Raw genomic sequence first — 24,373 nt, forward strand, 5'->3', positions numbered from 1 at the left:
CTCTCAAACCCGCTTGGCGAGGCGACGGAACCAGGCCAGCGCCGGCATTTCGACGAAGCGCCAGGTGAACCAGGAAGAAACAATAACGCCGATCAACATTGTCATCAGTGCCGCGAATCCGATCCAGGGCGAGCCCAGGCCGAAGCCGGTCACCTGATCGCCGCGCAGTGCAATGTCGCCGACAATTCCGAGGCCGAGCTTGCGCTCGATCAGACCGCCGACATTGATCATGCGCGCCTGCACGAAGATGTGGACCATGTAGATCGAGTAGGAAAGCGAGCCGAGCAGGAGCATCGGACGGCTGCGCAGTAGACTGCTGATCCAGCCACCCTCATGCGCGAAGAGATAGAGCGCCAGCGCAAAGACAACCGGGGCTGCGATGCCGGCGTCGTTTGACCCGGCGACCGAGACGAAGACCCCGATCACCGCAATCATGGCAAGCTCAGCCAGTGTCCAGGCGATACGCCCTGCCCCGTCCGCGAGCGCCTCTCGCGCCTCTGCAATGGAATCGTGCTGAAACCAGGCAAGCAGCGCACCGAGCGAGAAGCCGTAAAGGCAGCGGATGAAGCCGAAATCGAAGGACACGTCCATATGACGCGTCGAGAAGGCAAGCAGGAAGAGCGGCGCGGTCATGGCTGCGGCGATGAACCATATCCAGGCGCGCCCGCTTGCCGCGAAGACGACGGCGGCAAACAGCAGATAGGCGAAGAACTCGGCCGAAATGCTCCAACTCGGTGCGTTCCAGCTGAGATGATCCTCGACGCCCATGCCCTGCAACAGGAACACATTGGCAGCGAGACTTCTCAAGTCGAAACCGCCGGTGAAGGGCGCCGCACCCGTGCCGCGCAGCGCCGGCAGCACAAGCCGCAGCGTCTCGAATGCAGCGAAGGCCGCAAGCATCACCAGGTGCAACGGGTAGATGCGGCCAAAGCGCACGAGCGCGAAACGGGCAAGCGCGCCCGGCTCGCCAAGCCGGCTGGCATAGGAGCCGGCAATGACAAAGCCCGAGAGCACGAAGAAGAAGTCCACGAACAAATAACAGCCGCCGACAAAGGTGCTCCGCGAAATCATCGACGTCGTCGGAAAATGAAACAGTGCCACCAGCAGCGCGCAAATGCCGCGCCAGGAATCAAGCACCTTGAAACGCTCGCCTGCCACCGTACCGGCGCGGGCGGCCGCCGGTGCGGGCGCGAGATTGAGCAAGGCGGCCTCAGTCATAATGGTACAATCCTGTGTTGCAATGGCACCCGAGGAAGCACCATTCCGTCTCCGTAAGCTGTGACTGGCATGTTGCGTGCCGGTTCTGTAGTTGTGGCTGCCCGATGACCTGAGGACACGCGATGCCGAACAAGAACATCGACCACGCCTTCACAGCCCGCTCCCGGACCGGTGCCTCCTTCGAGCCGACCTATGCCGGCGCGCTGTCGTTCATGCGGCGCAAATACACCAAGGATGTGAAGGGCGCGGACGCTGTCGTGTGGGGTATTCCATTCGATGCCGCCGTCACCAACCGGCCCGGCGCCCGCTTCGGGCCGCAGGCGATCCGGCGCGCCTCGGCGATCCTCGACAACGATCCGCAATACCCGTTCTCGCGCGACCTGTTCGAGCATCTTTCGGTCGTCGATTATGGCGATTGCCTTCTGGACAGCGGCAACCACCAGAAGACACCCGGCACGATCGAGCGCGAGGCGGCCAGGATCTTGAGATCAGGGGCCTTCCTTCTGTCGCTCGGCGGCGATCATTTCGTCACCTGGCCGCTGCTCAAGGCGCATGCGGCGATCCATGGACCGCTGGCGCTGGTGCAGTTCGATGCGCATCAGGACACCTGGCCCGACGACGGCAAGCGCATCGACCACGGGTCTTTCGTCGCTCGGGCGGTGAAAGAAGGCATCATCGATCCCGACCGCTCGATCCAGATCGGCATCCGCACGCATGCGCCGGAAACGTTCGGCATCAAGATCCTTTATGGCCACGAGGTTGAGGAAATGCGGGCGTCCGATATTGCTTACGCGATTGTCGAGCGCACCGGCGGCAGGAAAACCTATCTCACCTTCGACATCGATTGCCTCGATCCGGCCTTCGCGCCAGGCACCGGCACGCCGGTAGCCGGCGGCCCATCCTCGGCCAAGGTGCTGTCGACGCTGCGCCAACTCGGCCAGATCGATATTGTCGGCGCCGACGTCGTCGAGGTTGCGCCGGCCTACGATCATGCCGATATAACGGCAATCGCGGGATCGATCATCGCCATGCACTATCTCGGCTTGGTGGCCGAGCGAAAGGCACGGCTTGAAGACTTGAACAATGGCAATCAAGCCGTGCTGCATGAAGCACACGGTATATAGTCTTGAATTCGCAAGGAATTTGACAAGTGACGAAACCGAAGATCTTCATTGACGGCGAGCATGGAACGACAGGCCTGCAGATCAGGGCGCTGCTGGCCGACCGCGACGACCTGGAGATCATCTCCATTCCCGCCGAGCGCCGCAAGGAAGCTGCGGCGCGCGCCGAATTCCTCAATGCCGCGGACGTCGCGATCCTCTGCCTGCCGGATGCAGCTGCCAAGGAAAGCGTGTCGCTGATCGAGAACGACACCACGAAGGTCATCGACGCCTCGACCGCTCATCGCGTGGCCGAAGGCTGGGAATATGGCTTTGCCGAAATGGACAAGCACCAGGCAAAGAAGATCGCCGGGGCGAAACGCGTCGCCAATCCAGGCTGCTGGCCGCAAGGCCCGATCGCGACGCTGCGTCCGCTGGTTTCGGCCGGCCTGCTGCCCGCCGACTTTCCGGTCGCTGTCAACGGTATTTCCGGCTATTCCGGCGGCGGCCGGCCGATGATCGAGGACTATGTCGGCAAGGGCGAGGACGCGCCGGAATTCCTGCCCTACGGCCTCACTCTGCAGCACAAGCACGTGCCGGAGCTAAGGACCTATGCGAAGCTGTCGCAGGATCCGATCATGCAGCCGGCGGTCGGCAATTTCGCGCAAGGCATGATCACCGTCGTGCCGCTGCAGCTCGGCGGCCTGAAGCGGGTTCCGACAGGCGCGGAACTGCATGCCGCGATCGCCGACCATTTCGCCTCGATCGACGGCGGCGTTGTCGAAGTCGCGCCCTACACCCACACGGAGCGCGTCCCGGAGATTGATCCGGAGGCTTATAACGGCACCAACCGGATGAAGGTCTATGTGTTCGCCAATGACGAGCGCGCGCAGGCGCTGCTCATGGCCGTCTACGACAATCTCGGCAAGGGTGCCTCCGGGGCTGCTGTGCAGAACCTGGACCTGATGCTCGGCATCAAGCGCTGAGCAGCAATGCTTCTTCCCAGGGTGCTGGGAAGTCGAGATGTCAGCTTCCGATCTTGACCTCGTGCGGCAAGGGATAGGCACCCTTGGTGCCACGCCAGTGCGCGGCAGCGAAACCGAGAACGATCAGGGCGAAGCCCTGATGGGTCAGCGCCAGATGCAACGGCACCTGCATCAGCAGCGTGCCGATGCCGATCGATGCCTGCGCCAGCACCAGCAGGAACAACAGCGCGCCGCGGCGCGCATGCGTGGTGCCGCGCCGGCGGCGCCATGTCGCGATCATGTGCCATAGCGCCACGATAAAGAGCGTGTAAGCGCCGAGGCGGTGAACGAACTGCACCGTCTTCGGGTTCTCGAAGAAGTTGCGCCAGGCTGGTTCGAGCAGCAGAAGATCGGACGGGATCACCTTGCCATCCATCAGCGGCCAGGTGTTGTAGCTGAGGCCCGCGTCGAGCCCGGCGACAAGGCCCCCTAGATAGATCTGGATCAGGGCCAGAAGCACGATGAACCCGGCAAGGCGTTGGGTCGAGCGGTCAGCGGCCGGTTCTGAATGCGGCGCCAAGCCTCGCGCGACCACCATGGTGGCGGTGAAGATCAGGGCCGCGATCGTCAGGTGCGTCGCCAGCCGGTACTGGCTGACCGAGACGCGATCGACCAGACCCGACGCCACCATCCACCAGCCTATAGCGGCCTGCAGGCCGAGGAGCAGGAGGATGCCGACGAGCTTTCGTCCAAGGCCGCCCTCGATACGCCGCGTCGCCCAGAAGAAAATCAGGGGCAAGGCAAACACGAAGCCGATGACGCGAGCAAGAATGCGGTGCGCCCATTCCCACCAGAAGATCGACTTGAAGGCCTCGATGCTCATGCCCTTGTTGAGTTCGGCATATTGCGGGATCTGCTGGTAGCGCAGGAACTCTTCCTGCCACTCGGCGTCGTTGAGTGGCGGGATGACGCCGTGGATCGGCTGCCATTCGGTGATGGAAAGGCCGGATTCGGTCAGCCTGGTGGCGCCGCCGACAACCACCAGCACGAACAGCATGAGCAGCACGACGTAGAGCCAGCCGCGCACCAGCGCCCGGTTGTGCAGGTCGCGATCGCGGGCGGCATAAGGGGCGGCAGCGGTGACGGCAGCCATGGGCGATATCCCGGCAAGTTTGAACCGCGCGATTGGTGGACCATGACCGTGCGGCTGGCAAGACCGGTCAGCGCGGCACGCCGTCGCGCTGCAGGTCGATGGTTGCGTGCGCCTTCCGTTCGGCCTAAGCGAGACGGCTCAACGGGACCGCGACATGCCCATTCGCCTGAAGAAACTGATCGGCACCATTCTGCTGGTCGCCCTGGTCATCATCTATGCGCTGGTCGCTTCGGCCATCGCCGTGACCCGGCTCGCCGAGTTCGGCGCGACGGCTCACTTCCTGTTCTTTCTGCTCAGCGGCCTGCTCTGGGTGCTGCCCGCGATGGGCATCATCAAATGGCTGATCTTGGAGCCGCGGCCGAAGCGCTGAAACGGCGTCCCTGCAGTCAGACGGTCACGACTATCTTGCCGGCATTGGCGAGCGGCGTCGTCACGCCCGACAGCATCGTGCGGATATGTGCGACGCTCTGATAGCGGCCGTTGACCGAAATGCGCGGCAGCGCATGCAGGAAGCCGGCATGCTCAGCCTTCAACACGCCGTGCCGCGTTGTCACTGCGGAGGCATACCCGGCGTCGCGGGCGAAGCCTACCTCGCGGCAGCCGACGGCGCTGGCGTAGCCGTAAGGGTAAGCGAGGTGGCGCGGCTCTTCGCCCAGCTTTTCCTTCAGGATGCACCTGACGTCGCCGATTTCGTGCCGGGCGTCCGCCTCGGACAGCCGCTTCAGGTTACGGTGGTTGACTGTATGCGCACCGATCGTCACCAGCGAATGCGCCGCCATGGCGCGGATATCATCCCAGCTCATCAACGTGCCCGGACGGCCCGTGCCGAGCTCGATTCCGTTCGAACGCGCCAGATCGCGCAGCGCCCTGCCCTGATCCTGCTCGCGAACCTCGAGCGTCAGCCAGGCATGCAGGCGTTCGTTGGCCTGGAGCTTGCGGGCGGGGCTCGAGCAGTCGATCGTCACGGGGCCGCTCGCGGTGGTCAGCGACAGGCTCGCGCTCGCATCGACGATGTCTTCGATCACGTCCCACCAGAGATCGGCGGCGCCGTCGATGAGGCCCGGAGCGACATAGATGGTGATCGGCGCGCCGTGGCGTTCCAGGACCGGCAGCGCCTCGGTCATGTTGTCGCGATAGGCATCGTCGGCGGTGATGGCGGCGAACGGATTTCTCATGCCGCCGGCCTTTACGCGCTCGATCGCCTCCTCCAGGCTGACAAAATCGTAACCGTCGGCCTTGATGCCGGAGATCAGGACATCGAGGAAGCTTGGCGCGATGTTGAGGTGGCGGTTGACGCCGTTCGGCTTTTCCGGTGTCGCGGTCACACGGTGCAGCATCAGAATGGCGCCGACGCCGCCGACGAACGGCCGCGCCAGCGGGGCAAGGCCGGAGTAGCGGGCAAGGTTCAGCGCCAGTTTCCGGATTGCCTCGCCCCCGTCGATCATTCCTTCACCTTTTACGCCTAGGCTCATCCACGCACGATTTGCGCCTACGCGAACCCGCAAGTCGGAAACCAATACGTCTTAAGGATTGAGGTATGGTTGACGCTAACGCGTCATTTGACGGCAATCGGGTCGCGGTCAACGAAGCCCCACCACGCCCGCTCGCCTCAATCCGGGACGGCCTTGCGACATTGGTGAGCGATGGCGCCGGCCTGGCCAGCTATACCGAATTCTGCGCTTCGGCGCTGTTCGCCCCGGCACAGAGCCCGTGCTGGCTGCGCAACTGGGTCAGCAAGACCGATGCCGACATCGTCATCGCAACTTTGATCATGGACGGCAGACCGGCATTATCGCTGGGACTGGAAGTCGTGAGCCGCGGACCATTCAAAGTCGCCCGCTTCGCCGGCGGCCGTCACGCCAATGGCAATTTCGCCGCAGCAGACATGCGCCAAATGCCAAGGATCGACGGCCCGGCGATCCGCTCCCTATTTAGCGCCATTGCCGAGGCACGGCGGGATATCGATCTCGTTTCGCTTGAACGGCTGCTTCCCGACCTCGATGGCGTTGCCAACCCACTCGCGGCGCTGCCCCATTTTGCGAGCCCGAACCTCGCTCTCGCTGTCGATCTCGCCGGCGGGTTCGACGCGCTGCTGGCGCGCGCAAGCGGCAAGCGCAAGCGCAAGAAGCACCGCTCGCAGACGCGCAAGTTCGAGGCTGTCGGCACCTTCCGCCGCATCGCGGCGCGCACACGGGACGAGGTCGACAGGCTGCTCGACGCCTTCTACGACATGAAGGAGCAGCGTTTCCGCAAAATGGGCATCGCCAACGTGTTCGGCGAGCAAGGCGTGCGTGCCTTCTTTCGCGCCTTGTTTGCCGATGCGCTTGCGGAGGAAAGGCCGGCCTTCCTGCTGCATGGGTTGGAGGTCGCCGGCAAGCTTCGTGCCGTCACCGGCTCCAGCCGCTCAGGCAAGCGCCTCATCTGCGAATTCGGCGCAATCGCCGAGGACGATCTCGCTTTCACCAGCCCCGGCGACTATCTGTTCTTCGACAATATCCAGGAAGCCTGTGAGCAAGGTTTCGGCGTCTACGACTTCTCGGTCGGCGACGAGCCTTACAAGCGGCTTTGGTGCGACCTCGCAGTGCAGCATTTCGAAGTTCTCGCCCCACTGACGCTGAAAGGCCGAGCGCTGGCGATAGGAGTCCGGCAAGGCGCGCGGGCAAAGGTCTTCATCAAGAACAATCAGACGGTCTGGAAGCTGACCAAGATGTTGCGCCGGAAGGCTGCAGGCAAGCCCGCGCCTGCTGCTGCCAACGACGATACCTGATCGTCACGATCGCGGCGCGGGCCGCGACGCCTGTTACGCCGCCGAGCGGCGCCCTGGGACCGGATTTCCCGGCGGTTCATGGCCGACAGGCGTGACCAGCGTGAGATTGGGATAGCCGTTCTCGATCAGCTTGACGGCGGCTTGCGTCACTTCCTCGTCGGCTTCGAGCATCGACAGGAAAACTTCGGTGCCGTCACCGACAAGCCTGCCGATGCCTTGCGCATCGGCCGGGCCGCATTCGACGACGACGAGATCATAGGCGGTGGTCAGCGACTGCATGATGATCGGCAAGCGGTCGGCGGCGCGCATGGAGCGGACCGGATCGGCGGTCCCAACGGGAATGACATGCGCGTCCGAGTAAAGATCGGGATGAATGACGTCGCTGAACTGCGCTTCGGAAGCAAGCAGGTTGGTGATGCCCGGAAATAGCCCGCTGTCCAGCATCGGCCGCGAGGCGGCACCGGAAGCGGTTAGATCAAGCAACAGGACGCGCAGGCCGGCGTCTGAAACTTCGCGTGCCACCAGCACGGCAGTGGCCGCCGCCTCGTCGCCTTCGGGCGAGACGAAGATGGCGCGCGCGGCCCCCGAGATGATCAGCTTCTCCGCCGCTCTCTCGACATCGATCTCCCCCAGCCTGGACTGCGGCGGCGCCTCGGCCGCAGGGAGATCCGCGACCTGTGCTTCGGCCGCTTCCAAGAGGGGTTCGGCAGCGACGCGTTCACCATTGTCGACAGCCGGCTGGTCGGCATCGTTGTTAGCCTCAGCGACCACCGGCGCCGGGCGCGCCACGGGCATCGCCACCTGTTCGATGCGGTCGAATGGGGCACCAGGCGCCGGTCGCATGGCACGGCCGGAGAACAACTCCGCCAAAAGAGTGCCAATGGCCATCAGCAGCAGCGATGCGGCGGCGGCGGCGCCCGTGATCGGCCCGATCTTGGGGAAATAGGGCTCGGTAGGGACCTGCGCTTTGGCGAGCAGACGGGCATCCACCGGAAGATAGTTGCGGTCCGCCCGGGAAGCCGCCTCGCGGTAGCTCGCCATATAGGATTCGAGCTGCTGGCGCTGAGCATTGGCGTCGCGCTGCAGCGCATCGAGTTGCACCTGCTGCTCGCCGGCGCGGGCCGAAGCGACCTTCAACTGGTTGACCTCGGAAACGAGCTGGTTCTCGCGAGCCTTGGCTGTCTGCGCCTGAGTCGCCAATCCCTTCAGGATCTTCTGCGCCTCGCTGCGGATTTGACCGTTGAGGTCGGCAAGCTGCGACTTCAACGCCCGGATGCGCGGATGGTTGTCCAGCAAGGTGGTCGACAGGTCGGCGATGCTGGTCCTGAGTTCAACCTGCCGCTCGAGCAGACGTTGGATCAGTTCCGAGGACAGTACCTCCGGCACGCTGTCGAGCGTGCCGCCATTCTGGAGCGCCTTGCGCACGCTGTCTGCCGTCGCCTCGGCAGCGGCGCGATTGGCGCGCACCCGCGAAAGCTCGCTAGACAGTTCGGAGAGCTGCTGGGTGGCAAGCACCGAATTGTTGCCGCCCATCAAGAGATCGGATTGAGCCCGATAGGCGGCAACCTTGGCTTCGGCCTCCTTCACCCGGTTCTGCAGATCGGTGATTTCCGGGCCAAGAAAGCCGGTGGCGGCGGAATTCGATTCCTTCTTTGCATTGGCCTTGGAGGCGAGATAGGCCTGGGCGATGGCGTCGGAAATCTTGGCGGCGAGAGCTGGATTCTTCGAGGAAAACTCAACCGCAATAACGTGAGTTTTTTCAATTCCATAGACGTTGAGCTTATCGTGCATTGCCTTGAGCACGCGCTCTTCCGGCGGGATGTCGAAGGGATCGCTCTTCAGGCCGACAAGGACAAGCGCGCGCGCCAGCGCCGACATTTTCAGCGCCTCGTCGAATTCTGGCAATTTCTCCAGGTCGAGATCGGCCGCAACCTGCTTGAGGATATCGGGGGACGATATGATCTGGACCTCGGTGGCCAGCGTCTCCTCGTCTGTTGCCGGCCGGTCGTCATTGCTCGAGCCGGCCGGCCGCGTGTAGACCGATTCGCGTGGCCCGATCTCCAGCTTGGCGGTCGCCTTGTATTGCGGCGTCGCGAGCCAGGCGAAGGCGAAAGCCAATCCCATTGCCGCCATCGTGACGACAAATATGCGCAGCCAGTTCCTCGCCAGGCTGGCGAAAAGCTGTCTCAGGTCGACATCGACATCCGCGGCCGCTGACTGAACGGACATGCATCCTGCTCCGGAGCTTTGAGTCGAGCGTGGACCGTAAACAACTATGGTAACTCAGGCGTTAAGATCGGACCGGGCGACCTATTAGAGATTGCTCAAGCACGCAGCATATAAAGCAGCAGAAATATTACGCTTTTCGACGATCCGCATTGTCTCGCACTCCAGTCCTTTACCGGCCATTAACCCTAACAGGATGATAACGATCCCGGGTTTCTTGGGGTGGCCGCGGCACTGGCTGCGAGAGCGATGAAGGTTCGTAACCGGTCATGAAAAGCACTTGTCTCTTTCGCGCTTTGCTTGCCTTGTCGCTGCTGACCGGCTGCTCCAGCTATCGACCGGCGCCCGCCGCTTTCCATGAGGTGCTGGACCAGCCCTACCGGCTCGGTGCCGGCGATCGCATCCGAGTCACCGTGTTCGAGCAGGACGGGCTGACAAATACCTACAGCGTCGACCAGTCCGGCTATATCTCCTTTCCCTTGGTCGGCGCCGTTCCGGCGCGCGGCCATACGGCCCACCAGCTCGAGAAGGAAATTGCCGACAAGTTGCGGCAGGGCTATCTGCGCGATCCCGATGTTTCGGTGGAGATCGACCGCTACCGGCCGATCTTCGTCATGGGCGAGGTCGGCGCCGCCGGCCAGTATTCCTATGTGCCGGGGCTGACAGTGCAAAAGGCAATCGCCATCGCCGGCGGCTTCACGCCCCGCGCCAACCAGGAGAGCGTCGACATCACCCGCGACATAAACGGCAAGGTGATGACCGGGCGGGTGGTGACTTCCGATCCGCTGCTGCCCGGCGACACCGTCTACGTCCGTGAACGCCTGTTCTGAAAACCAACGTGGCGGCGAACCTCAGGATCGTCCATTGCTTTCGCTCACCTGTCGGAGGAATCTTCCGGCATGTGCGCGACCTGACCGAGGCGCAGGTCGCGGCCGGCCATTCGGTCGGCATTGTCTGCGATTCGACCACCGGCGGCGACTACGAGGAGCGGCTGTTCGGGGCGATGAAGAACTGCCTGGCGCTCGGCATCCATCGCACGCCGATGCAGCGACACATCGGGCCGGGCGACGTCGCGGCGGCCTGGCGCACGTACAAGATCATCAAGGAATTGCGGCCGGACGTGCTGCACGGGCACGGCGCAAAGGGGGGCGCCTATGCCCGTCTGTTCGGCTCACTGTTGCGGGTCTCCAGGTTTCGCGTAGCCCGCCTTTATTCGCCGCATGGCGGCTCGCTGCACTATGACGAAACGACGGCCACCGGGAAGCTGTTCTTCGGGTTGGAGCGATCCATGGCGCGCTTCACCGACTGTCTGTTGTTCGTCTCCGATTACGAGCGGCGCACCTGGCGCCGAAAGGTCGGCGAGCCGTCCATCCCCAACAGGCTGGTCTATAACGGCCTGCGCGCGGCCGAATTCCATGCGGTGACGACGGCGCCAGATCCCGCCGACTTCCTCTACATCGGGATGATGCGCGACCTCAAAGGTCCCGACATCTTCATCGAGGCCCTGGCGCTCGCCGCCAACCAACTCGGCCGTCGCCCGAGCGCGGTGATGGTGGGCGATGGCGACGACCTGCCGCGCTACCACGCGCAGGTCAAACGTCTCGGGCTTTCGGATGATGTCCGCTTCCTGGCGCCGATGCCGGCGAGGCAGGCCTTCGCGCTGGCGCAGCTGATCGTGGTGCCCTCGCGCGCCGAGGCGATGCCCTATATCGTGCTGGAGGCGCTGGCCGCCGGTAGGCCGATGATCGCCACCGCGGTGGGCGGCATCCCGGAAATATTCGGCGAAGGGTCCCCTGCCCTGATCCGGCCCGATGCCGTTCAACTCGCGGACAGGATGAAAGCAGCCCTCGAAGACGTCGCCGCCTTTCGGCAGTTGATGCCGCAGACAGTCGAACTCAAATCCCGGTTCGGCGCCGACGTTATGGCCGCGGATATCGAAAAGACCTATTTCGCTGCGCTCGGCCGATAATCCGCGCAGCCATACAGCTTCAAAACCACTGGTTGTCTCAAGGCTTTCTTAGCTCTCTTTTGCTAAGCACCTCCGCGTTGTTTGCGGACACTCCCGATGAACGAGATCGACCCCGCGCGCCGCTTTTCCATGGACGTGGTGCGGAAATTGGACAGCCCAGCCGAGAGCGGAAAGCCCGGCGGCATCAACGACGTCGCCCGCCAGGTCGCCTCGCAGTACCGGCGTGATACGATGTCGCCGATCATGGTCAGCGGCGTGCTGCGCATGGTCGAATTCGCCCTGCTGTTCGGGTCGGGACTCGGACTCTATTTCCAGTATGTCGGCTTCTTCACCTATCTCGCCTGGCAGTATCCGCTGACGATCGCCGCTGCTTCGTTCATGGCGGTGGTGCTGCTCGACGTCAGCGATTGCTACCAGGTCGCGGCCCTGATGCGCCCGATCGCCAATTTCGGCCGGCTGCTGCTGGTATGGGCCGGAACCTTCGCGCTGATGGCACTGACGGCCTTTATCATGAAGATGTCGGAGGACTATTCGCGCCTGCTGTTCGGCACCTGGTTCGTCGTCGGCTTTGCCCTGATCTTCGGCCTGCGAGTGGTGATGGCGAGGCTCATCCGACGCTGGGCGCGCGATGGTCGAATGGAGCGCCGCGCCGTCATCGTCGGCGGCGGCAAAGCGGCCGAAGAGCTGATCCGCTCGGTCGAGAAGCAGCCCTATAACGACATTCGCATCTGCGGCATCTTCGACGATCGCGGCGACAAGCGCTCGCCGTCCATCGTCGCCGGCTACCCGAAGCTAGGCACCATCACGGAACTGATCGAATTCGCGCGCATCGCTCGCATTGACATGCTCATCGTGTCGCTGCCGCTGACGGCCGAATCGCGCGTCCTGCAACTCTTGAAGAAATTATGGGTGCTGCCCGTCGACATCCGGCTGTCGGCGCATTCGAACGCGCTGCAGTTCCGCCCGCGCGCCTATTCCTACATCGGCTCGGTGCCGATGCTCGACATCTTCGACAAGCCGATCAACGACTGGGACTCGGTCGCCAAGCGCGCCTTCGACATCGTCTTCTCGCTGGTCGGCATCATCCTGTTCTCGCCAGTGATGATCGCGACTGCCATCGCCATCAAGCTCGACAGCAGGGGTCCGGTGCTGTTCAAGCAGAAGCGGCATGGCTTCAACAACGAGATCATCGAGGTCTACAAGTTCCGCTCGATGTACACCGACAAGTCGGATCCGACCGCCAAGCAGACAGTGACCAAGAACGATCCGCGCGTGACCCGCGTCGGCCGCTTCATCCGCAAGACCTCGATCGACGAGCTGCCGCAGTTCTTCAACGCGCTGCTCGGCTCGTTGTCGCTGGTCGGGCCGCGCCCGCATGCGATCGCCGCACAGTCCCACAACCTGCTCTACAACGAGGTGGTGGACGGCTATTTCGCCCGCCACAAGGTGAAGCCCGGCGTCACCGGCTGGGCGCAGATCAATGGCTGGCGCGGCGAGATGGACACCAACGAGAAGATCCGCATGCGCACCGAATACGACCTCCACTATATCGAGAACTGGTCGATGCTGTTCGACCTGCGCATCCTGTTCCTGACGCCGGTCCGACTGCTCAACACGGAAAACGCCTATTGAGCGCGGTCACGCATGAGCTGTCGCCAGCCGCGGTCAACAAGTTGCCGCTTCAGGCGGTCAACCAGTTGCCGCCTCGGGCGGTCAACCAGGTGCCGCCTCGGGCGGTCAACGCCAAGCTGATCGCGCTGATCTCGTCCGGCGCAATCATGTTCGGCATTCTTCTCTCCGGCTTCGTCATCAGCGAGCCCGCGCCTTACGAGCTTTATATGGCCGCGCTGATCGCCGTCTGGGCGCTGTTCGGCTTGCGGATCTCGCGGGCAATCATGCCGCTGCTGGTGCTGCTGGTGGCGATGAACATCGGCGGCATGATCGCGATGACGCAGATGTCGGACCTTGCCAACACTCCGCTCTATCTCGCCGTCTCGCTGTTCCTCGCCTTCAGCGCGGTCTTCTTCGCCTCGGTGACATCGGTCCAGCCCGATCTCTACCGCCTGATCTTCATCGCCTATGTCGTGTCGGCGGTCGCCACCTCCCTGCTCGGCATAGCCGGCTATTTCCATGCCTTCCCGGGCGCCGAGATGTTCACCAAATACGACCGCGCCGCCGGCGCCTTCCAGGACCCCAACGTGTTCGGCCCGTTCCTGGTGCTGCCCGGCACCTACCTGCTCTATCTCCTGATGACCGGGCCGGCGTCGCGCATGCCGCTGCTTGCGGTGCCGCTGCTCGTCGTCGCGGCCGGCATCTTCTTTTCCTTCTCGCGCGGCGCCTGGGGCATGTTCGCCGTGTCGGCGGTGCTGCTCACCGCCTGCCTCTTCCTGCAGAGCGCAAGCAGCCGGTTCAGGCTGCGGCTGGTGGTGATGACGATCGCGGCGCTCGCCCTGCTCGTGATCGCCATCCTCGTCATCCTGCAACTGCCCGGCGTGTCGGACATGTTCAGCCAGCGCGCGCATCTGGAGCAGAGCTACGACACGGCCCGCCTCGGCCGCTTCGCCCGCTACACGATCGGCTTTCAGATGGCGCTGGAGCACCCGTTCGGCATCGGCCCGCTGGTGTTCGGCACCCTCTTCGGCGAGGACACGCACGACATCTGGCTGAAGGCCCTGATGGACTATGGCTGGCTCGGCTTCGTGTCATTCCTGACGCTGACGCTATGGACCATCAGCGCAGGCTTTCGCATCATTTTGCGCGACCGGCCGTGGCAGCCCTATCTGCTCTGCGCCTTTGTCGCCTATCTCGGCAATATCGGGCTCGGCACCTTCATCGACATCGACCATTGGCGCCATCTCTATCTGCTGCTCGGCCTGATCTGGGGCGCGATCGCGTTGGAATACCGGCATCAGAAGCATTTGCGGCTGGGCCTAGGGCCGCAATTCGCCATGGGGAATTCGTCGGGGCGATACCTTGCCGAATTCGGTTGACCGGCACCGGGTTATCACGATACATCGCCACCCGGTCCGGAGTGTAGCGCAGCCCGGTAGCGCACTTGACTGGGGGTCAAGGGGTCGTCGGTTCGAATCCGGCCACTCCGACCAACAAAATCAACGGCTTAGTCATTTCCCCCAGAGGTGGCTAAAAAAATTATAGCCAGATTGTAGCCAGCAGACCGTCACACGAATGAAAAGCCCGCCTGCCTCTCGACAGACGGGAAGGCGGATCACTGGCACAGGACATCCCACCTCCGGTCTAAACGACCTTTAAGTGTAGGGTCCGGCCAATTGCACGGCCCCCAACTTTATGCTTTCGTCGGGAGACTGGGGGGAATGGTTATGTTCAAAATTCTCGTGGTCACTTTCGCAACGATGATTGTTGCATCGCAAAGTTTCGCTCAGTCGGTCGATGACAGACGAAAGTTATATGCTCTAGGCGAAGCTGGTCCGGAATACTGTCCGAACATTGAAACCGGGTGGTTCAAAATGGGCGCTATCGGTTACGATATGTCGGCCGATGAGGGCGAGTATCAAAGATACAAAGCGGCGAAGAACCAGTGGTTCCAGACCTTCCGCAACGTGGGCAGCCAACCCGTAGTCTGCCAGTTCCTCATGGATAAGTTCGGGCCTGGAACGGTTTTAGAGCTATTCCAGTACAGATAAGGGGCAGTGGCTTCTAAGGTCCCCGCGGCCGGGGTTCCATTCCCCTAATGCTTCGAGGCGCACCAAACCGGCCACGTGCTTTTTCGCTGAAATGGTCAACCGCGGTCGTCCCCGAGGCCTGCTTGCGCGCGCATAGAGGTTGCGCGAATGTATGGTTCTTTAGGGGGGAAGCCGTGCTGGCTGCGGGTGTCTACTGCACAGTTGAACTTGAAGATGACCGCGTTGTGGTTCGGAAAAGCGGGGTAGTACTGCCGATGTTCCAATATCAGATGTCTCTGAAACGCGATTGAAGCCTGCTTCGACTTTCAATGAAGGTCATCTTCAAATTCTCGCACGGGAGACCGTTATAGACGGAATGGATGGCACGGCTTTCTTCAAGGCATACTCCCAAGAGGCATTCGCTCTGATCAAGCAGACTATCGACGATCGGATGGTGCAGCATGTCGGGGGAAAGATCGTTTCTGTTGCGAAACCGGAGTGGATGAGGGTGATGGTATCATCTGGCTCGTGGCTCCAAATTGAGCAGATCAAACTGTACAACAGGGAGAAGGTGGATGAGATCGCTCGAGTGCAGCGAAAGCGCTAGGCCCCTCAGGGTCCGCCATTGGGGTCTTTGGAACACCGAGTTGGACGCTTGCTGCCGAAGCCGCGGCTGTCGGCATCGTGAGCAGCCTAATAGCGGGCGCGAACCAGCGACAAGCCATTGAGTCGCTCCAAAAGGCACAGAAGCTTCATCAAGACCTCCTGCTGTATGGCGGTGAATATTTCGACATAAGGGACGTCGCGAGGATAACTATCCCGAGCCCCTCGGTTTGGAGCGCCAACAAGGAAAAAGACATCTTTCTACACAGTGGTGATGACTTCATAGGCATCATCACGCCGCAGGGTCCGTTTATGCTGAAATGGCAAGACGTGTCGATGACGTCGTTTCCAGAATCCCCAAAAGAGCCGGCCGCATAGCTTTCTGGGAATGGCTTTTCGTACAACGATGGGATGAGAGTTAGCTCAGGCCCTCGTCGGCCGCGTTGTCCTAGATCGATCTCCTCGGCCAACTACTCATCCCTCCACACCACCCGCTTCTCCCAACGGATCTCCACTAGGCGGCGATACCTAATCGTGTGTGCTTGCTCGCCAGTTGGATGGAAAAGTTGCGCGCTCATCCATTCTCGGCCCTTGCACTGCTGGCATCGAACCTTGTCCCTCACGTCATCGATGGTGACGTTGCCAATCACCTCTCGCAGTTCGAGCGGCTTGTAGTAGCGCGTGACGTTGCAGCGTGCGCAGCGGATGCCGGCCACCTGCCCGGCATCATGGGCATGCGTCAGGGTCCAGGCGGCACCTCTCGGCCACTTCTCCGGTTGCTCGGGCATGACCTGAAATGAGGAACATATTCCTGATCGGTCAAGGGTCTCTTGACTTTATCGTTCTCTTTTTGTTCGCTGACGGCGGGCTGATTTACAAGTGCCGCGCTGCTACTCACGTTGGCTGGCTATTCGCACACCGACGAGCCACTGACGGCCGAGACGGGCAGGACTAAACCAGAGTTGGTTGAGACGATCGTCCACGAGCGGCTGGTGGCCAATACCTATCGGCAGGTGGCACATGCGCTGCACGAAGAGAGCACAGGGAGTGCAACGTCCGACCTAGAGGCGCCAAAAGCCCGGAAATCCAGATCGATTCCAGCGCCGACATTTATACGCGATTGCGTATAAATTTCGGATATACGCGATCGCGTATAAATCATGCTGTGGCTGGCGCCAAGTTGCTCGCCCAGTGCAGTTAGGAGTGCGACGGACGACCTTTGATCTACTTGGACTAGGCCACGTTGCGGGTGTAATATCGATCTTTACAGTCATCGTTAGCTTCGGGACAAGCATGTCGAGGAGCCACTATAGTGACTGAGATGTCGTGTGTGCTCCGCGTTCCGGCGGCGCAGTACATTCGCATGTCAACCGAGCACCAGCGCTATTCGCTGGAGAACCAGATTGCTGCCATTTCCGAGTATGCCGAGGCGAAAGGCTTTGCAATCGTCCAGACTTACGCCGACGCAGGGAAAAGTGGTCTAAGCCTAAAGGGGAGAGATGGCCTCAAGCAGTTGCTGTCCGATGTGGTAACGGGCCAACGGACTTATTCTGCAATCCTCGTCCTGGACGTCAGCCGATGGGGGCGGTTCCAGGACACGGACCAATCCGCTCACTACGAATTTATCTGCAGAGACGCCGGGGTCGCTGTGGAATATTGCGGCGAGCCATTCGACAACGACGGCAGCATGGTTTCGACCATCGTCAAGAACCTGAAGCGGGTGATGGCTGGCGAGTACAGTCGGGAATTGTCATCTAAAATTTTTAGGGCGCAGACACAGCAGGCTCGACTTGGGTTCAAACAGGGTGGCCCGGTACCCTACGGGGCAAGGCGGATGTTGATTACGAAAGATGGTCAGCCTCGATTTCTCCTCGGGCCGGGTGAACGAAAGGGCCTGAGCACAGACCGCGTGATCTACGTTCCGGGGCCGCCTGAGGAGCTTACGATCGTCCGGCGTATTTTTGGGATGTTCGTCGATCAGAAGCGAAGCATGAGCAGCATCGTAAAGATATTGAATGACGAGCGGGTGCCTTCAACCGACGGCCGCGTGTGGGCCATCGGGCGCATAAAGACCGTCCTAAGCAGCGAGTTGATGATCGGCTTTTACGTCTACAATAGAACCACCCAGAAAATGCGGGGGACAACTAAACGGAATCCTCCGGGCCTCTGGATCAGAACGCGTGTTATGGATCCGATTGTCGACGCCAAGCAGTTCGCGAAAGCGCAGCGAGAGAGGGGATACAAGCGTGGCTACGCCTATACGAAGCGGGACTTGACAAAGAAGCTCAGACGCCTCCTTCGGGAGAAGAACAAGCTGTCTGCAAGACTCCTCGACGATTGCCCGTACACGCCTTGCGCACCAACATATATCCACCACTTCGGCGATCTGCGAGCAGCGTATGCGACTGTCGGGTACAAGTGCCGTTACTCGATTGCTCATCGAAACTACTCCGATGAGGATCTCTTAGCCGGAATCCGGCGGTTACATGCGACGTTCGGCTACGTCACAATGGCGCTGATCAATGCGGATCGAGAGCTTCCCGTGTGCAGGGTTTTCATCGAGCGATTTGGGTCGATGCTCAACGCGTATGACTTAGCAGGTTTCCCAACTACCATGAAGGGAACCATCTCTGCAGCGTGGGTAAGGGTCCGCCAACGGACGCGAAAATACTCCGACGCAGAGCTTCTAGAGGGAATTCGGCGGTTACATGCAACATTCGGCTACGTCACAATCGGGCTGATCAATGCTGATCCAGAACTTCCGATGTGTCGTGTGTTCGTAGAACGATTTGGCTCAATCATCAGAGCGTATGGGTTGGCAGGCTTCCCGACCACAAGATCGGCGGTAGTCTCAGCAGCACAGAAAAGGGCGCGTCAACGGCTGCAAGAAGGCCTGCGTTATGATCGTTAAGGCCAACGAGCGAAGAGAGCGGTGTAGGTTCGTGATGGCTTTATGCACATTGGAAAGAGCTGACGGGCTACCCCGCCCTACTCCTCGCGAAAATCCTCTAGGGATGCATGGCGAAGCTTCTCCTCGCCTTTCAGGAACTTCACCCGGCCGACCAGTCCGGGCTTCAGCCACTCGGCCTTCTCCTTCGCCAGCCCTTTCGGCGGCAGGGCACCGGCCTTGCCCTGCACGCGATCCCACAGCGCCTGGCGCTTGCCCGCTTTGAAGGTCACGAAGGCACCGCCCATGTAGTGGCCCTTGTCCGCCATAAGGACCATGTCCGGCTTTCCGGTCTCTCGTTTCACGCCGATGATATCCATCTCCTTCTCTACGTAGCACTTGATCTTGCGCCAGCTCATGGTCGAGCCGCTGCCGTAGAGGCTGTCGAGGCGCTTCGACACGATGCCCTCAGGGCCGGCCTCACAGGCAAGACGGTAGACAGCCTCACCAGTGCCAGGCAGTGCTTCCGAGAACTGGATACGGCCGTCGGTCGGGATCACCGCCTGCAAGACTTCGCGCCTGTTCTTCAGCGGCATGTCGCGCAGATCGTGGCCGTTGAGGTGCAGAAGGTCGAAGCGGCTTGATGAAAGCCAGCCCCACAGATGCTTTATACATGCACTCGCTACTCCGAAACCGGGATTCAAGCCGGCCAAGGCCTTCCGGTTCCTCGTATTTTAGCAAAATTTGATGGATGAGTGGTTATGAGAAAAAGCCCGCCAGCGTGGAGCTTGCGGGCAAGGCGATGATCTTTCAGCTCGGTTTGCTAAGGTCGAGTGCTGGCATGTTGAACACAGGGACACGCGTCGCCAACATTTTGTTAGGGACGTGATCGCCGGCTAAGCCCTTCGACTAGCCTCTCTGGACTCACAGCCGCTTTGGAAGCACTCTTCCGCTTGGGGAGAGAGGGGCGTGGGCAAGGTCCAGCGTCATCGAGGTGCAGATCAGGCCGACCGCTGGAGAAAGCGGGCCGTCTCGAAACGACTGACTCGGCGACGACCGCCGAGACTGCTCTTGGGACTACTTTTGGCGGGCGTTGGTACGCTTGCCGCGGCGGTCACTCAATCTCAGTCCCCTATCCATCGCACCGCCGTCCAACAAAACCCTTCTGGTGTCCAAAGCATCACTGGACTTCAAAGCAGCATAAAAAATTGGATAGAGCCGCTGCCTGGGCCGATGCAAGGCCGCGCCTCCGTTATCGACGGTGACACGGTAGAGATTGCTGGCCAACGGGTCCGCTTCAATGGCATCGACGCACCGGAGAGCCGGCAGTATTGCGACGACGCAAAGGGCTTCGAATACCCCTGCGGGCGCCGCGCCGCCCAAGCCTTGGACGAGTTCCTGGCAGCTTCGCGGCCAATACACTGCACCTTTGTCGATCGCGATCGATATGGCAGGCTTGTCGCAAACTGCGAGCGGGCAGACGGTCGGAATGTTCAACGCTGGCTTGTCGAGCAAGGTTTGGCTCTCGACTGGCCGCGTTATTCGAACGGGGCATTTTCCGTCGAACAAGGCTTGGCAAAGGCGGCTCGGCGCGGCGTTTGGCAAGGCAAGTTCGATCAGCCTTGGGATTGGCGCGAAGCTAATGCCGAGAAGGTCGAGACAGTCACTGAGCAATCGACCGGCTTCGACTTTCTCGGCTCAGGTTGCACTATCAAAGGCAATATCAGCGTCAGCACCGGCGAGCACATTTACCACATGCCTGGGCAGGAGCATTACGACGAGACGGTGATCACGCGGGGCAAAGGCGAGCGGTGGTTCTGCAGCGAGGCAGAAGCGCGGGCAGCCGGCTGGCGGAAGGCAAGGAGATAAAAGATGAATTTAGCAAATGCGCATTCGGCAGAAACGGAATCTCAGCCGCTTGAGGCCAGTGATATCGTCATTCGTGGCTATACGTCGGTCGGCCAGATGGAGGGGCTGGGCAAGATTGAGATTGAGGCACGAGAAGCTGTAATCCCTGCCCGCAGACAGGTAGCATATTTCGTCAAAGTGGAAGTCTCGACCATGGCCGACTACCCGCAATCGTCAGCAATTCTTGTACAATATGATAACCTTGATAAGCTTTTGGCCAATTTAGATAGATTATCTAAAATCAACATAACAACGGACAGATTCAAATTTTCGGAAGTGGAGTATGAAATTGACGGTCTGAAAATTATCCTCTTTAATGACAATCGCGGGAAGACGTTGTTCAACATATCCACAGGAAGCATTTCGGCTACCTTCAGCCCAATTACCAGAATAAATGAATTCAGAGTGTTGATTGAAAAAGCCAAAAAACATCTCGAGGTTCATCGCATTGAATACTAAAGTTTTGATTTGTGAGGATGGATCCTCACGGCGGCGCGATCCGCGGCGACAGACGCCTCAGATGGCGTCCAACTTGCGATGACGCGCCTCCAGATCGAGACGCTTCTCAAGCTGGTCGAGTTCGGAGATGAGTTCGTCCCATTGCGTACGGCTCAGCGTGGTAGTGAAGGAGTGGCCACTCTTCTTCTTGCCGGCTCGCGCATCCTCGTTATGCCAGATGAGGACTTCGACTTTGTCATTGTTGTCGGCACGGCTCTGCAGCAGCGCCGGAGCGCGTTCGGTAATGGTCGTTGATTTTCCTTTGGAAATAGCGGAGGGACTAGCTAAATAGAGCAGCAACCCGCGTTGTTGATTGCAGGCACCCAAGCAGGAAGAATAATGCGCGGCAAATACGTACCACCATCAACAGAGTTGACGGCCTTCAATTGTCCCCACTGTGGAGTGCTGACTACACAATTTTGGTCTCGAGCGTTTGCTGGCCTAGTCGGTACTGAATCACAAACCCCAAGTTTGTGGAGGAGCACCGACGATCTGAGCGTCTTCGACGACATGGAAGTTGATGACAGGAGGAAGATGCTAGAATGGATCAAAAAAGCATCTTCTGGATACCCGTTCTTCGACAAAGTTAATGACCAGTCGCGCAATCAAGCAATCAACGTGCATTTCTCGAATTGCTATGAATGCCGCAAGATATCGATTTGGGTTCACGACAATCTCATATGGCCACCTTCGACCGAAGGCACCAGATCCGAATGTGGATTTGCCAGACGACGTGCGCGCCGACTATGATGAAGCCGGCGTAGTTCTCAAAACGTCGCCGAGAAGCGCCGCAGCGCTTCTTCGCCAAGCGGTGCAGCGGCTTTGTGTCCACCTTGGCGAAAAGGGAAAGAACATCGACGCGGATATTGCTGCTTTGGTTCAGAAAGGTCTCGACAAGCGCATTCAACGGGCGCTCGACGTCGTCCGTGTCGTCGGCAATAATGCAGTCCACCCTGGTCAAATCGACCTGAAGGATGATCGCCCAACCGCCGAAAAGCTGTTCGGCTTGGTGAACTTGATTGCGGACACCTTGATCAGCCAACCAAAGCACATTGATGCCATGTTTGATAGTCTGCCCGATGGTGCGAAGCAGGCCATTGAAAAGCGGGACGCACCCAAGCAGATCGAGGATAAGAGCGGCGGTTAGAACACGACTTACGCCACAATTTCCAGGCTATGCACGAACGGCCGGCTGCGAGTAGAAGCTGTATTCGGTAACGACCGAAAAGCTCACCGTGTCGCCATCGCGAAAGTTGCCGTAAGGGCCAGCGATCTTAATCCGCTGGCCGTTGGGCAGGAGCACTTTGGGCTCGGCGTCGGCAAGGAAGGCGCCCTCGCGCGGCCTCATACGGCGTAGCCCCGAATCTTCATCTCCATCTCGGCGCGCTGTATTGATGCGGCCTTGCGAGCAGCAAAGTCAGCCGCCTCCGAAACGCGGCGCCTGGCGTTGGCGGCGTTGTCCATAGAGTCAAGAAGCGGCGAGCGCTTGTACAAGGTTGCCGAGGTGGCTTTGCCGTACGCGCCCCAGACCAGCAAACTAATTTCCTCAAGCGCGGCCTGCGTGATGGTGCGCCGAGGAATATCGTCAGTGTCGTCCCACTCCTCAATTTCTGGGTAGAAACACACCGACACCTCTCCAACATCACCACGGCCGACCGTGGCAATGATCTCCTGCCCCATAGGGGACTCCGGATTCGGCGTAAGTTCATACCGCAAGCCGATGCTGTCTGAAATCAGCTTGAGCGTGCCGTTGGACCCGCGGCCCAACGGCTTTGAACTGTCGTGCGCGAAGAGGCAAAGGACGTCCGGATGCTGGATGAGCGACTTATCGAAAGCGCCCTTTTTGAATCGCTCGATATAGAGGCCGCCGATATTTGCGGCCGCCATCCATTCGAGGGCATAGCCTGCAATAATGTCAGCCATCCTTGAGCGCCTTAACCTTCTTGTCGATCTTGTTGAGGGAGATTTGAAGCGCGATCTCCTTGGTGGTCTTTCTCCGCTTTTCGTACTTTGTTTCGCCAGGCATCCTAATCATGCATTCTGCCGGACTAATGCGGCCGCCGCTGGCGCGCTCGAGTTCACGGTGTTCAGACATCGTAGCCAGCCTCCCGCACTTCCTTCAGGTATTGAGCAATCTTGCGTTGCGGGTCCTGTGCGGAGCCCAAGAAATGGGGGCGAATCTGTCCCAAGCCATCCGTCGACGCGCCTTCCGCCTCGATTGCCAGGAACATGTCGGTGAGTTCGATGTGCGCGACGTCAACGGCGCGGAGCGCCTCAACCAATGCGGCGACACGCTTCTCGGCTTCCGGGCGAGCCGCGGCACAGATAGCGCGCTCGGCTGCTGGACGGGCTGCAGCAATGCGCCTTTGGATCAGTTCTATAGCCTGACCAGCCACCGTCTCGAGGCGGCGCAACTCGGCAACACGCTCGCGTTTCTGCGCCTTGGCTGAGGGTGCCTCACCGATCAGCGCGGCAACCTCAGGCGCGATGTCAAGTGTCTTGTCGGCTTCAATCTCGGCCTGCAGTGCCTTGCGCTCCGCGACATGGGCTGCGCGGTCTTTGAAAATGGCTTCGCGCCTGTCTTCATCCTCGCCAAGCGAGGGCAGCGCCTGCCGTGCCGTCAGGGCAACGAAACTCAGTTTAGGCGGCGCAACCTTGGCCGGCCGAGCGTCGGGCTTGGGCTTCTTAATCTTGTGAATGATCATTTAGCGTTCTCCTGCGAAAAGCTTTCTAGCCGCGAGCGCAATCGCACTTGCCGGAATGGTTGTGGCGCGGCGCTGCTTATTGCCGGCCCAATGACCAGCCAGTGCGCCGGCAGGTTGGAATCGGAGGACGCCATCACGCGTGTGGAACACGACTTCAGGAAACGTCTCGCAAACCTCGACAGCGGTGATCGGCGACGTGTCAGGCGACCAAACAAGGTCATGCAAATAGTCGAACGCGGTACGCTGCGCCGGCCGAATTGATTCCGGCATGACGTTCACGTCCACGCCGTTCGGAACGCAGGAAGCCAGGTTGGCGGTAACGTCGGCCACGGCGCGCAGCGGAGCGCCAGAGGCGACGGCAAGGAGCAAGAGCGCAAAGTCGGCAGGCGTGATTTCCACGGCCACGCCAGGCGCACCCGGCTCAATTAGGCGTTCTTCAGTGAGGCGACGCGCGACGGTGCGCGCTTTGGCAGCTTTGAAGCCGCAATAGCTCAAAGCCGCCACAGAGGCGGCAAGGTTGGGCATGATTTTGTCCTTTTGGAAAAGCGCGCGAATTGCGCGTGTTTGGGCAAATAAAAAGCCCGCGCCGAAGCGCGAGCTATCGCCTGCGGTACTTCCGGAATGGCGAAAACTGATTGGCGGCGACCGCTGAGTTGCCGTTACCCTTAGGGTTTTAGCGTCCACGATTTGGCACCTGGGATCTCCCATGTGGTAAAAAGGCGCCATCGTACCC

At 60.6% G+C, this 24,373-nt stretch carries 26 protein-coding genes and 1 tRNA gene; 16 read left to right on the forward strand and 11 right to left on the reverse strand.

All coding sequences use genetic code 11. The features are described from left to right. Positions 1 to 3 precede the first annotated feature (3 nt). The gene (locus EN818_RS03255; RefSeq protein ID WP_095807294.1) at positions 4 to 1,218 is read right to left on the reverse strand and encodes an acyltransferase; all 1,215 of its coding nucleotides are present in this window, start codon (positions 1,216 to 1,218) and stop codon (positions 4 to 6) included. Positions 1,219 to 1,340: 122 nt separating this feature from the next. Here EN818_RS03255 and speB point away from each other — a divergent pair, with 122 nt between their 5' ends. Together speB and argC are read left to right on the forward strand one after the other, a co-directional pair. Then, on the forward strand, positions 1,341 to 2,342 hold the full coding sequence (speB, locus tag EN818_RS03260) for an agmatinase (protein WP_095807293.1): 1,002 nt from the start codon (positions 1,341 to 1,343) through the stop codon (positions 2,340 to 2,342). A 26-nt stretch (positions 2,343 to 2,368) separates the two neighbouring features. Further along, a complete protein-coding gene (gene argC / locus EN818_RS03265) occupies positions 2,369 to 3,304 on the forward strand; it encodes an N-acetyl-gamma-glutamyl-phosphate reductase (protein WP_095807292.1) in 936 nt (311 codons plus the stop codon). A 40-nt stretch (positions 3,305 to 3,344) separates the two neighbouring features. Here argC and EN818_RS03270 read toward each other — a convergent pair whose 3' ends face one another. Continuing rightward, complete coding sequence (locus EN818_RS03270; RefSeq protein WP_095807291.1) at positions 3,345 to 4,436, reverse strand: COX15/CtaA family protein; 1,092 nt, start codon at positions 4,434 to 4,436, stop codon at positions 3,345 to 3,347. A 154-nt stretch (positions 4,437 to 4,590) separates the two neighbouring features. Between EN818_RS03270 and EN818_RS03275 the strand changes: the two genes are divergently transcribed. After that, positions 4,591 to 4,806, forward strand: coding sequence for a DUF2842 domain-containing protein (locus tag EN818_RS03275; RefSeq protein ID WP_095807290.1), 216 nt, complete (start codon positions 4,591 to 4,593; stop codon positions 4,804 to 4,806). Between the two features lie 16 nt (positions 4,807 to 4,822). On the opposite strand, the gene EN818_RS03280 is transcribed toward EN818_RS03275, so the two are convergent. Then, positions 4,823 to 5,881, reverse strand: a complete 1,059-nt coding sequence (locus EN818_RS03280) for a polysaccharide deacetylase family protein (RefSeq protein WP_095807289.1) — start codon at positions 5,879 to 5,881, stop codon at positions 4,823 to 4,825. Positions 5,882 to 5,973: 92 nt separating this feature from the next. On the opposite strand from EN818_RS03280, the gene EN818_RS03285 reads away from it, so the two are divergent. Beyond that, complete coding sequence (locus EN818_RS03285) at positions 5,974 to 7,203, forward strand: GNAT family N-acetyltransferase (RefSeq protein WP_095807288.1); 1,230 nt, start codon at positions 5,974 to 5,976, stop codon at positions 7,201 to 7,203. A gap of 33 nt (positions 7,204 to 7,236) precedes the next feature. Here EN818_RS03285 and EN818_RS03290 read toward each other — a convergent pair whose 3' ends face one another. Next, a complete protein-coding gene (locus EN818_RS03290; RefSeq protein ID WP_095807287.1) occupies positions 7,237 to 9,432 on the reverse strand; it encodes an exopolysaccharide transport family protein in 2,196 nt (731 codons plus the stop codon). A gap of 266 nt (positions 9,433 to 9,698) precedes the next feature. On the opposite strand from EN818_RS03290, the gene EN818_RS03295 reads away from it, so the two are divergent. The 9 genes from EN818_RS03295 to EN818_RS03335 all read left to right on the forward strand — a co-directional run bounded on the left by EN818_RS03295 (position 9,699) and on the right by EN818_RS03335 (position 18,553). After that, positions 9,699 to 10,259 (forward strand): polysaccharide biosynthesis/export family protein, encoded by a 561-nt coding sequence (locus EN818_RS03295; RefSeq protein ID WP_095807286.1) that lies wholly within the window; start codon positions 9,699 to 9,701, stop codon positions 10,257 to 10,259. Between the two features lie 8 nt (positions 10,260 to 10,267). Then, the gene (locus tag EN818_RS03300; RefSeq protein ID WP_135903976.1) at positions 10,268 to 11,398 is read left to right on the forward strand and encodes a glycosyltransferase; all 1,131 of its coding nucleotides are present in this window, start codon (positions 10,268 to 10,270) and stop codon (positions 11,396 to 11,398) included. 96 nt (positions 11,399 to 11,494) lie between these two features. Further along, entirely contained in the window at positions 11,495 to 13,030 is a 1,536-nt protein-coding gene (locus EN818_RS03305) for an undecaprenyl-phosphate glucose phosphotransferase (protein WP_135903979.1), read from the forward strand. Between the two features lie 146 nt (positions 13,031 to 13,176). Beyond that, positions 13,177 to 14,388, forward strand: coding sequence for an O-antigen ligase family protein (locus tag EN818_RS03310; RefSeq protein ID WP_129553988.1), 1,212 nt, complete (start codon positions 13,177 to 13,179; stop codon positions 14,386 to 14,388). Positions 14,389 to 14,425: 37 nt separating this feature from the next. Beyond that, positions 14,426 to 14,502 (forward strand) — tRNA-Pro (locus EN818_RS03315). A 228-nt stretch (positions 14,503 to 14,730) separates the two neighbouring features. Further along, complete coding sequence (locus tag EN818_RS03320; RefSeq protein ID WP_135903981.1) at positions 14,731 to 15,060, forward strand: hypothetical protein; 330 nt, start codon at positions 14,731 to 14,733, stop codon at positions 15,058 to 15,060. Between the two features lie 286 nt (positions 15,061 to 15,346). After that, positions 15,347 to 15,646: a hypothetical protein gene (locus EN818_RS03325; protein ID WP_135903983.1), complete on the forward strand. Its 300-nt coding sequence runs from the start codon at positions 15,347 to 15,349 to the stop codon at positions 15,644 to 15,646. Positions 15,647 to 15,723: 77 nt separating this feature from the next. Further along, positions 15,724 to 16,020 carry a hypothetical protein gene (locus EN818_RS03330; RefSeq protein ID WP_135903985.1) on the forward strand — a complete coding sequence of 99 codons (297 nt, stop codon included), beginning with the start codon at positions 15,724 to 15,726 and terminating at the stop codon, positions 16,018 to 16,020. A gap of 943 nt (positions 16,021 to 16,963) precedes the next feature. Next, positions 16,964 to 18,553 (forward strand): recombinase family protein, encoded by a 1,590-nt coding sequence (locus EN818_RS03335; protein ID WP_245518795.1) that lies wholly within the window; start codon positions 16,964 to 16,966, stop codon positions 18,551 to 18,553. Between the two features lie 77 nt (positions 18,554 to 18,630). On the opposite strand, the gene EN818_RS03340 is transcribed toward EN818_RS03335, so the two are convergent. Continuing rightward, a complete protein-coding gene (locus EN818_RS03340) occupies positions 18,631 to 19,242 on the reverse strand; it encodes a hypothetical protein (RefSeq protein ID WP_245518792.1) in 612 nt (203 codons plus the stop codon). A 256-nt stretch (positions 19,243 to 19,498) separates the two neighbouring features. Between EN818_RS03340 and EN818_RS03345 the strand changes: the two genes are divergently transcribed. Beyond that, entirely contained in the window at positions 19,499 to 20,398 is a 900-nt protein-coding gene (locus EN818_RS03345) for a thermonuclease family protein (protein ID WP_281036001.1), read from the forward strand. A gap of 3 nt (positions 20,399 to 20,401) precedes the next feature. Then, positions 20,402 to 20,896 (forward strand): hypothetical protein, encoded by a 495-nt coding sequence (locus EN818_RS03350; RefSeq protein WP_135903989.1) that lies wholly within the window; start codon positions 20,402 to 20,404, stop codon positions 20,894 to 20,896. A 57-nt stretch (positions 20,897 to 20,953) separates the two neighbouring features. Here the strand turns inward: EN818_RS03350 and EN818_RS03355 are convergent, their stop codons facing one another. Continuing rightward, the gene (locus EN818_RS03355; protein ID WP_135903991.1) at positions 20,954 to 21,235 is read right to left on the reverse strand and encodes a hypothetical protein; all 282 of its coding nucleotides are present in this window, start codon (positions 21,233 to 21,235) and stop codon (positions 20,954 to 20,956) included. 433 nt (positions 21,236 to 21,668) lie between these two features. Here EN818_RS03355 and EN818_RS03360 point away from each other — a divergent pair, with 433 nt between their 5' ends. After that, on the forward strand, positions 21,669 to 22,082 hold the full coding sequence (locus EN818_RS03360; protein ID WP_210237120.1) for a DUF4145 domain-containing protein: 414 nt from the start codon (positions 21,669 to 21,671) through the stop codon (positions 22,080 to 22,082). A 27-nt stretch (positions 22,083 to 22,109) separates the two neighbouring features. Here EN818_RS03360 and EN818_RS32535 read toward each other — a convergent pair whose 3' ends face one another. Genes EN818_RS32535 through EN818_RS03380 form a run of 5 tightly spaced genes read right to left on the reverse strand, consistent with a single transcriptional unit; the run spans position 22,110 to position 24,366 of the window. After that, positions 22,110 to 22,283, reverse strand: a complete 174-nt coding sequence (locus tag EN818_RS32535) for a hypothetical protein (RefSeq protein ID WP_189523762.1) — start codon at positions 22,281 to 22,283, stop codon at positions 22,110 to 22,112. Further along, on the reverse strand, positions 22,280 to 22,858 hold the full coding sequence (locus tag EN818_RS03365; protein WP_135903993.1) for an HK97 family phage prohead protease: 579 nt from the start codon (positions 22,856 to 22,858) through the stop codon (positions 22,280 to 22,282). The genes EN818_RS32535 and EN818_RS03365 overlap by 4 nt, the downstream gene beginning before the upstream one ends. After that, on the reverse strand, positions 22,851 to 23,030 hold the full coding sequence (locus tag EN818_RS03370) for a hypothetical protein (protein WP_135903995.1): 180 nt from the start codon (positions 23,028 to 23,030) through the stop codon (positions 22,851 to 22,853). The genes EN818_RS03365 and EN818_RS03370 overlap by 8 nt, the downstream gene beginning before the upstream one ends. Beyond that, a complete protein-coding gene (locus EN818_RS03375) occupies positions 23,023 to 23,640 on the reverse strand; it encodes a hypothetical protein (RefSeq protein WP_135903997.1) in 618 nt (205 codons plus the stop codon). The genes EN818_RS03370 and EN818_RS03375 overlap by 8 nt, the downstream gene beginning before the upstream one ends. Then, positions 23,641 to 24,366 (reverse strand): hypothetical protein, encoded by a 726-nt coding sequence (locus tag EN818_RS03380; protein ID WP_135903999.1) that lies wholly within the window; start codon positions 24,364 to 24,366, stop codon positions 23,641 to 23,643. Between the last annotated feature and the right edge of the window lie 7 nt (positions 24,367 to 24,373).

Source organism: Mesorhizobium sp. M3A.F.Ca.ET.175.01.1.1 (assembly GCF_004791945.1).
Classification (GTDB): domain Bacteria; phylum Pseudomonadota; class Alphaproteobacteria; order Rhizobiales; family Rhizobiaceae; genus Mesorhizobium.

Bases quoted from the DNA above. Each gene is read 5' to 3' on its own strand.
- EN818_RS03255 (WP_095807294.1), bottom strand. From the start codon at position 1,218: ATGACTGAGGCCGCCTTGCTCAATCTCGCGCCCGCACCGGCGGCCGCC.
- speB (WP_095807293.1), top strand. From the start codon at position 1,341: ATGCCGAACAAGAACATCGACCACGCCTTCACAGCCCGCTCCCGGACC.
- EN818_RS03270 (WP_095807291.1), bottom strand. From the start codon at position 4,436: ATGGCTGCCGTCACCGCTGCCGCCCCTTATGCCGCCCGCGATCGCGAC.
- EN818_RS03275 (WP_095807290.1), top strand. From the start codon at position 4,591: ATGCCCATTCGCCTGAAGAAACTGATCGGCACCATTCTGCTGGTCGCC.
- EN818_RS03280 (WP_095807289.1), bottom strand. From the start codon at position 5,881: ATGATCGACGGGGGCGAGGCAATCCGGAAACTGGCGCTGAACCTTGCC.
- EN818_RS03285 (WP_095807288.1), top strand. From the start codon at position 5,974: ATGGTTGACGCTAACGCGTCATTTGACGGCAATCGGGTCGCGGTCAAC.
- EN818_RS03290 (WP_095807287.1), bottom strand. From the start codon at position 9,432: ATGTCCGTTCAGTCAGCGGCCGCGGATGTCGATGTCGACCTGAGACAG.
- EN818_RS03295 (WP_095807286.1), top strand. From the start codon at position 9,699: ATGAAAAGCACTTGTCTCTTTCGCGCTTTGCTTGCCTTGTCGCTGCTG.
- EN818_RS03305 (WP_135903979.1), top strand. From the start codon at position 11,495: ATGAACGAGATCGACCCCGCGCGCCGCTTTTCCATGGACGTGGTGCGG.
- EN818_RS03310 (WP_129553988.1), top strand. From the start codon at position 13,177: ATGTTCGGCATTCTTCTCTCCGGCTTCGTCATCAGCGAGCCCGCGCCT.
- EN818_RS03320 (WP_135903981.1), top strand. From the start codon at position 14,731: ATGGTTATGTTCAAAATTCTCGTGGTCACTTTCGCAACGATGATTGTT.
- EN818_RS03335 (WP_245518795.1), top strand. From the start codon at position 16,964: ATGTCGTGTGTGCTCCGCGTTCCGGCGGCGCAGTACATTCGCATGTCA.
- EN818_RS03350 (WP_135903989.1), top strand. From the start codon at position 20,402: ATGAATTTAGCAAATGCGCATTCGGCAGAAACGGAATCTCAGCCGCTT.
- EN818_RS32535 (WP_189523762.1), bottom strand. From the start codon at position 22,283: ATGAGGCCGCGCGAGGGCGCCTTCCTTGCCGACGCCGAGCCCAAAGTG.
- EN818_RS03365 (WP_135903993.1), bottom strand. From the start codon at position 22,858: ATGGCTGACATTATTGCAGGCTATGCCCTCGAATGGATGGCGGCCGCA.
- EN818_RS03370 (WP_135903995.1), bottom strand. From the start codon at position 23,030: ATGTCTGAACACCGTGAACTCGAGCGCGCCAGCGGCGGCCGCATTAGT.
- EN818_RS03375 (WP_135903997.1), bottom strand. From the start codon at position 23,640: ATGATCATTCACAAGATTAAGAAGCCCAAGCCCGACGCTCGGCCGGCC.
- EN818_RS03380 (WP_135903999.1), bottom strand. From the start codon at position 24,366: ATGGCGCCTTTTTACCACATGGGAGATCCCAGGTGCCAAATCGTGGAC.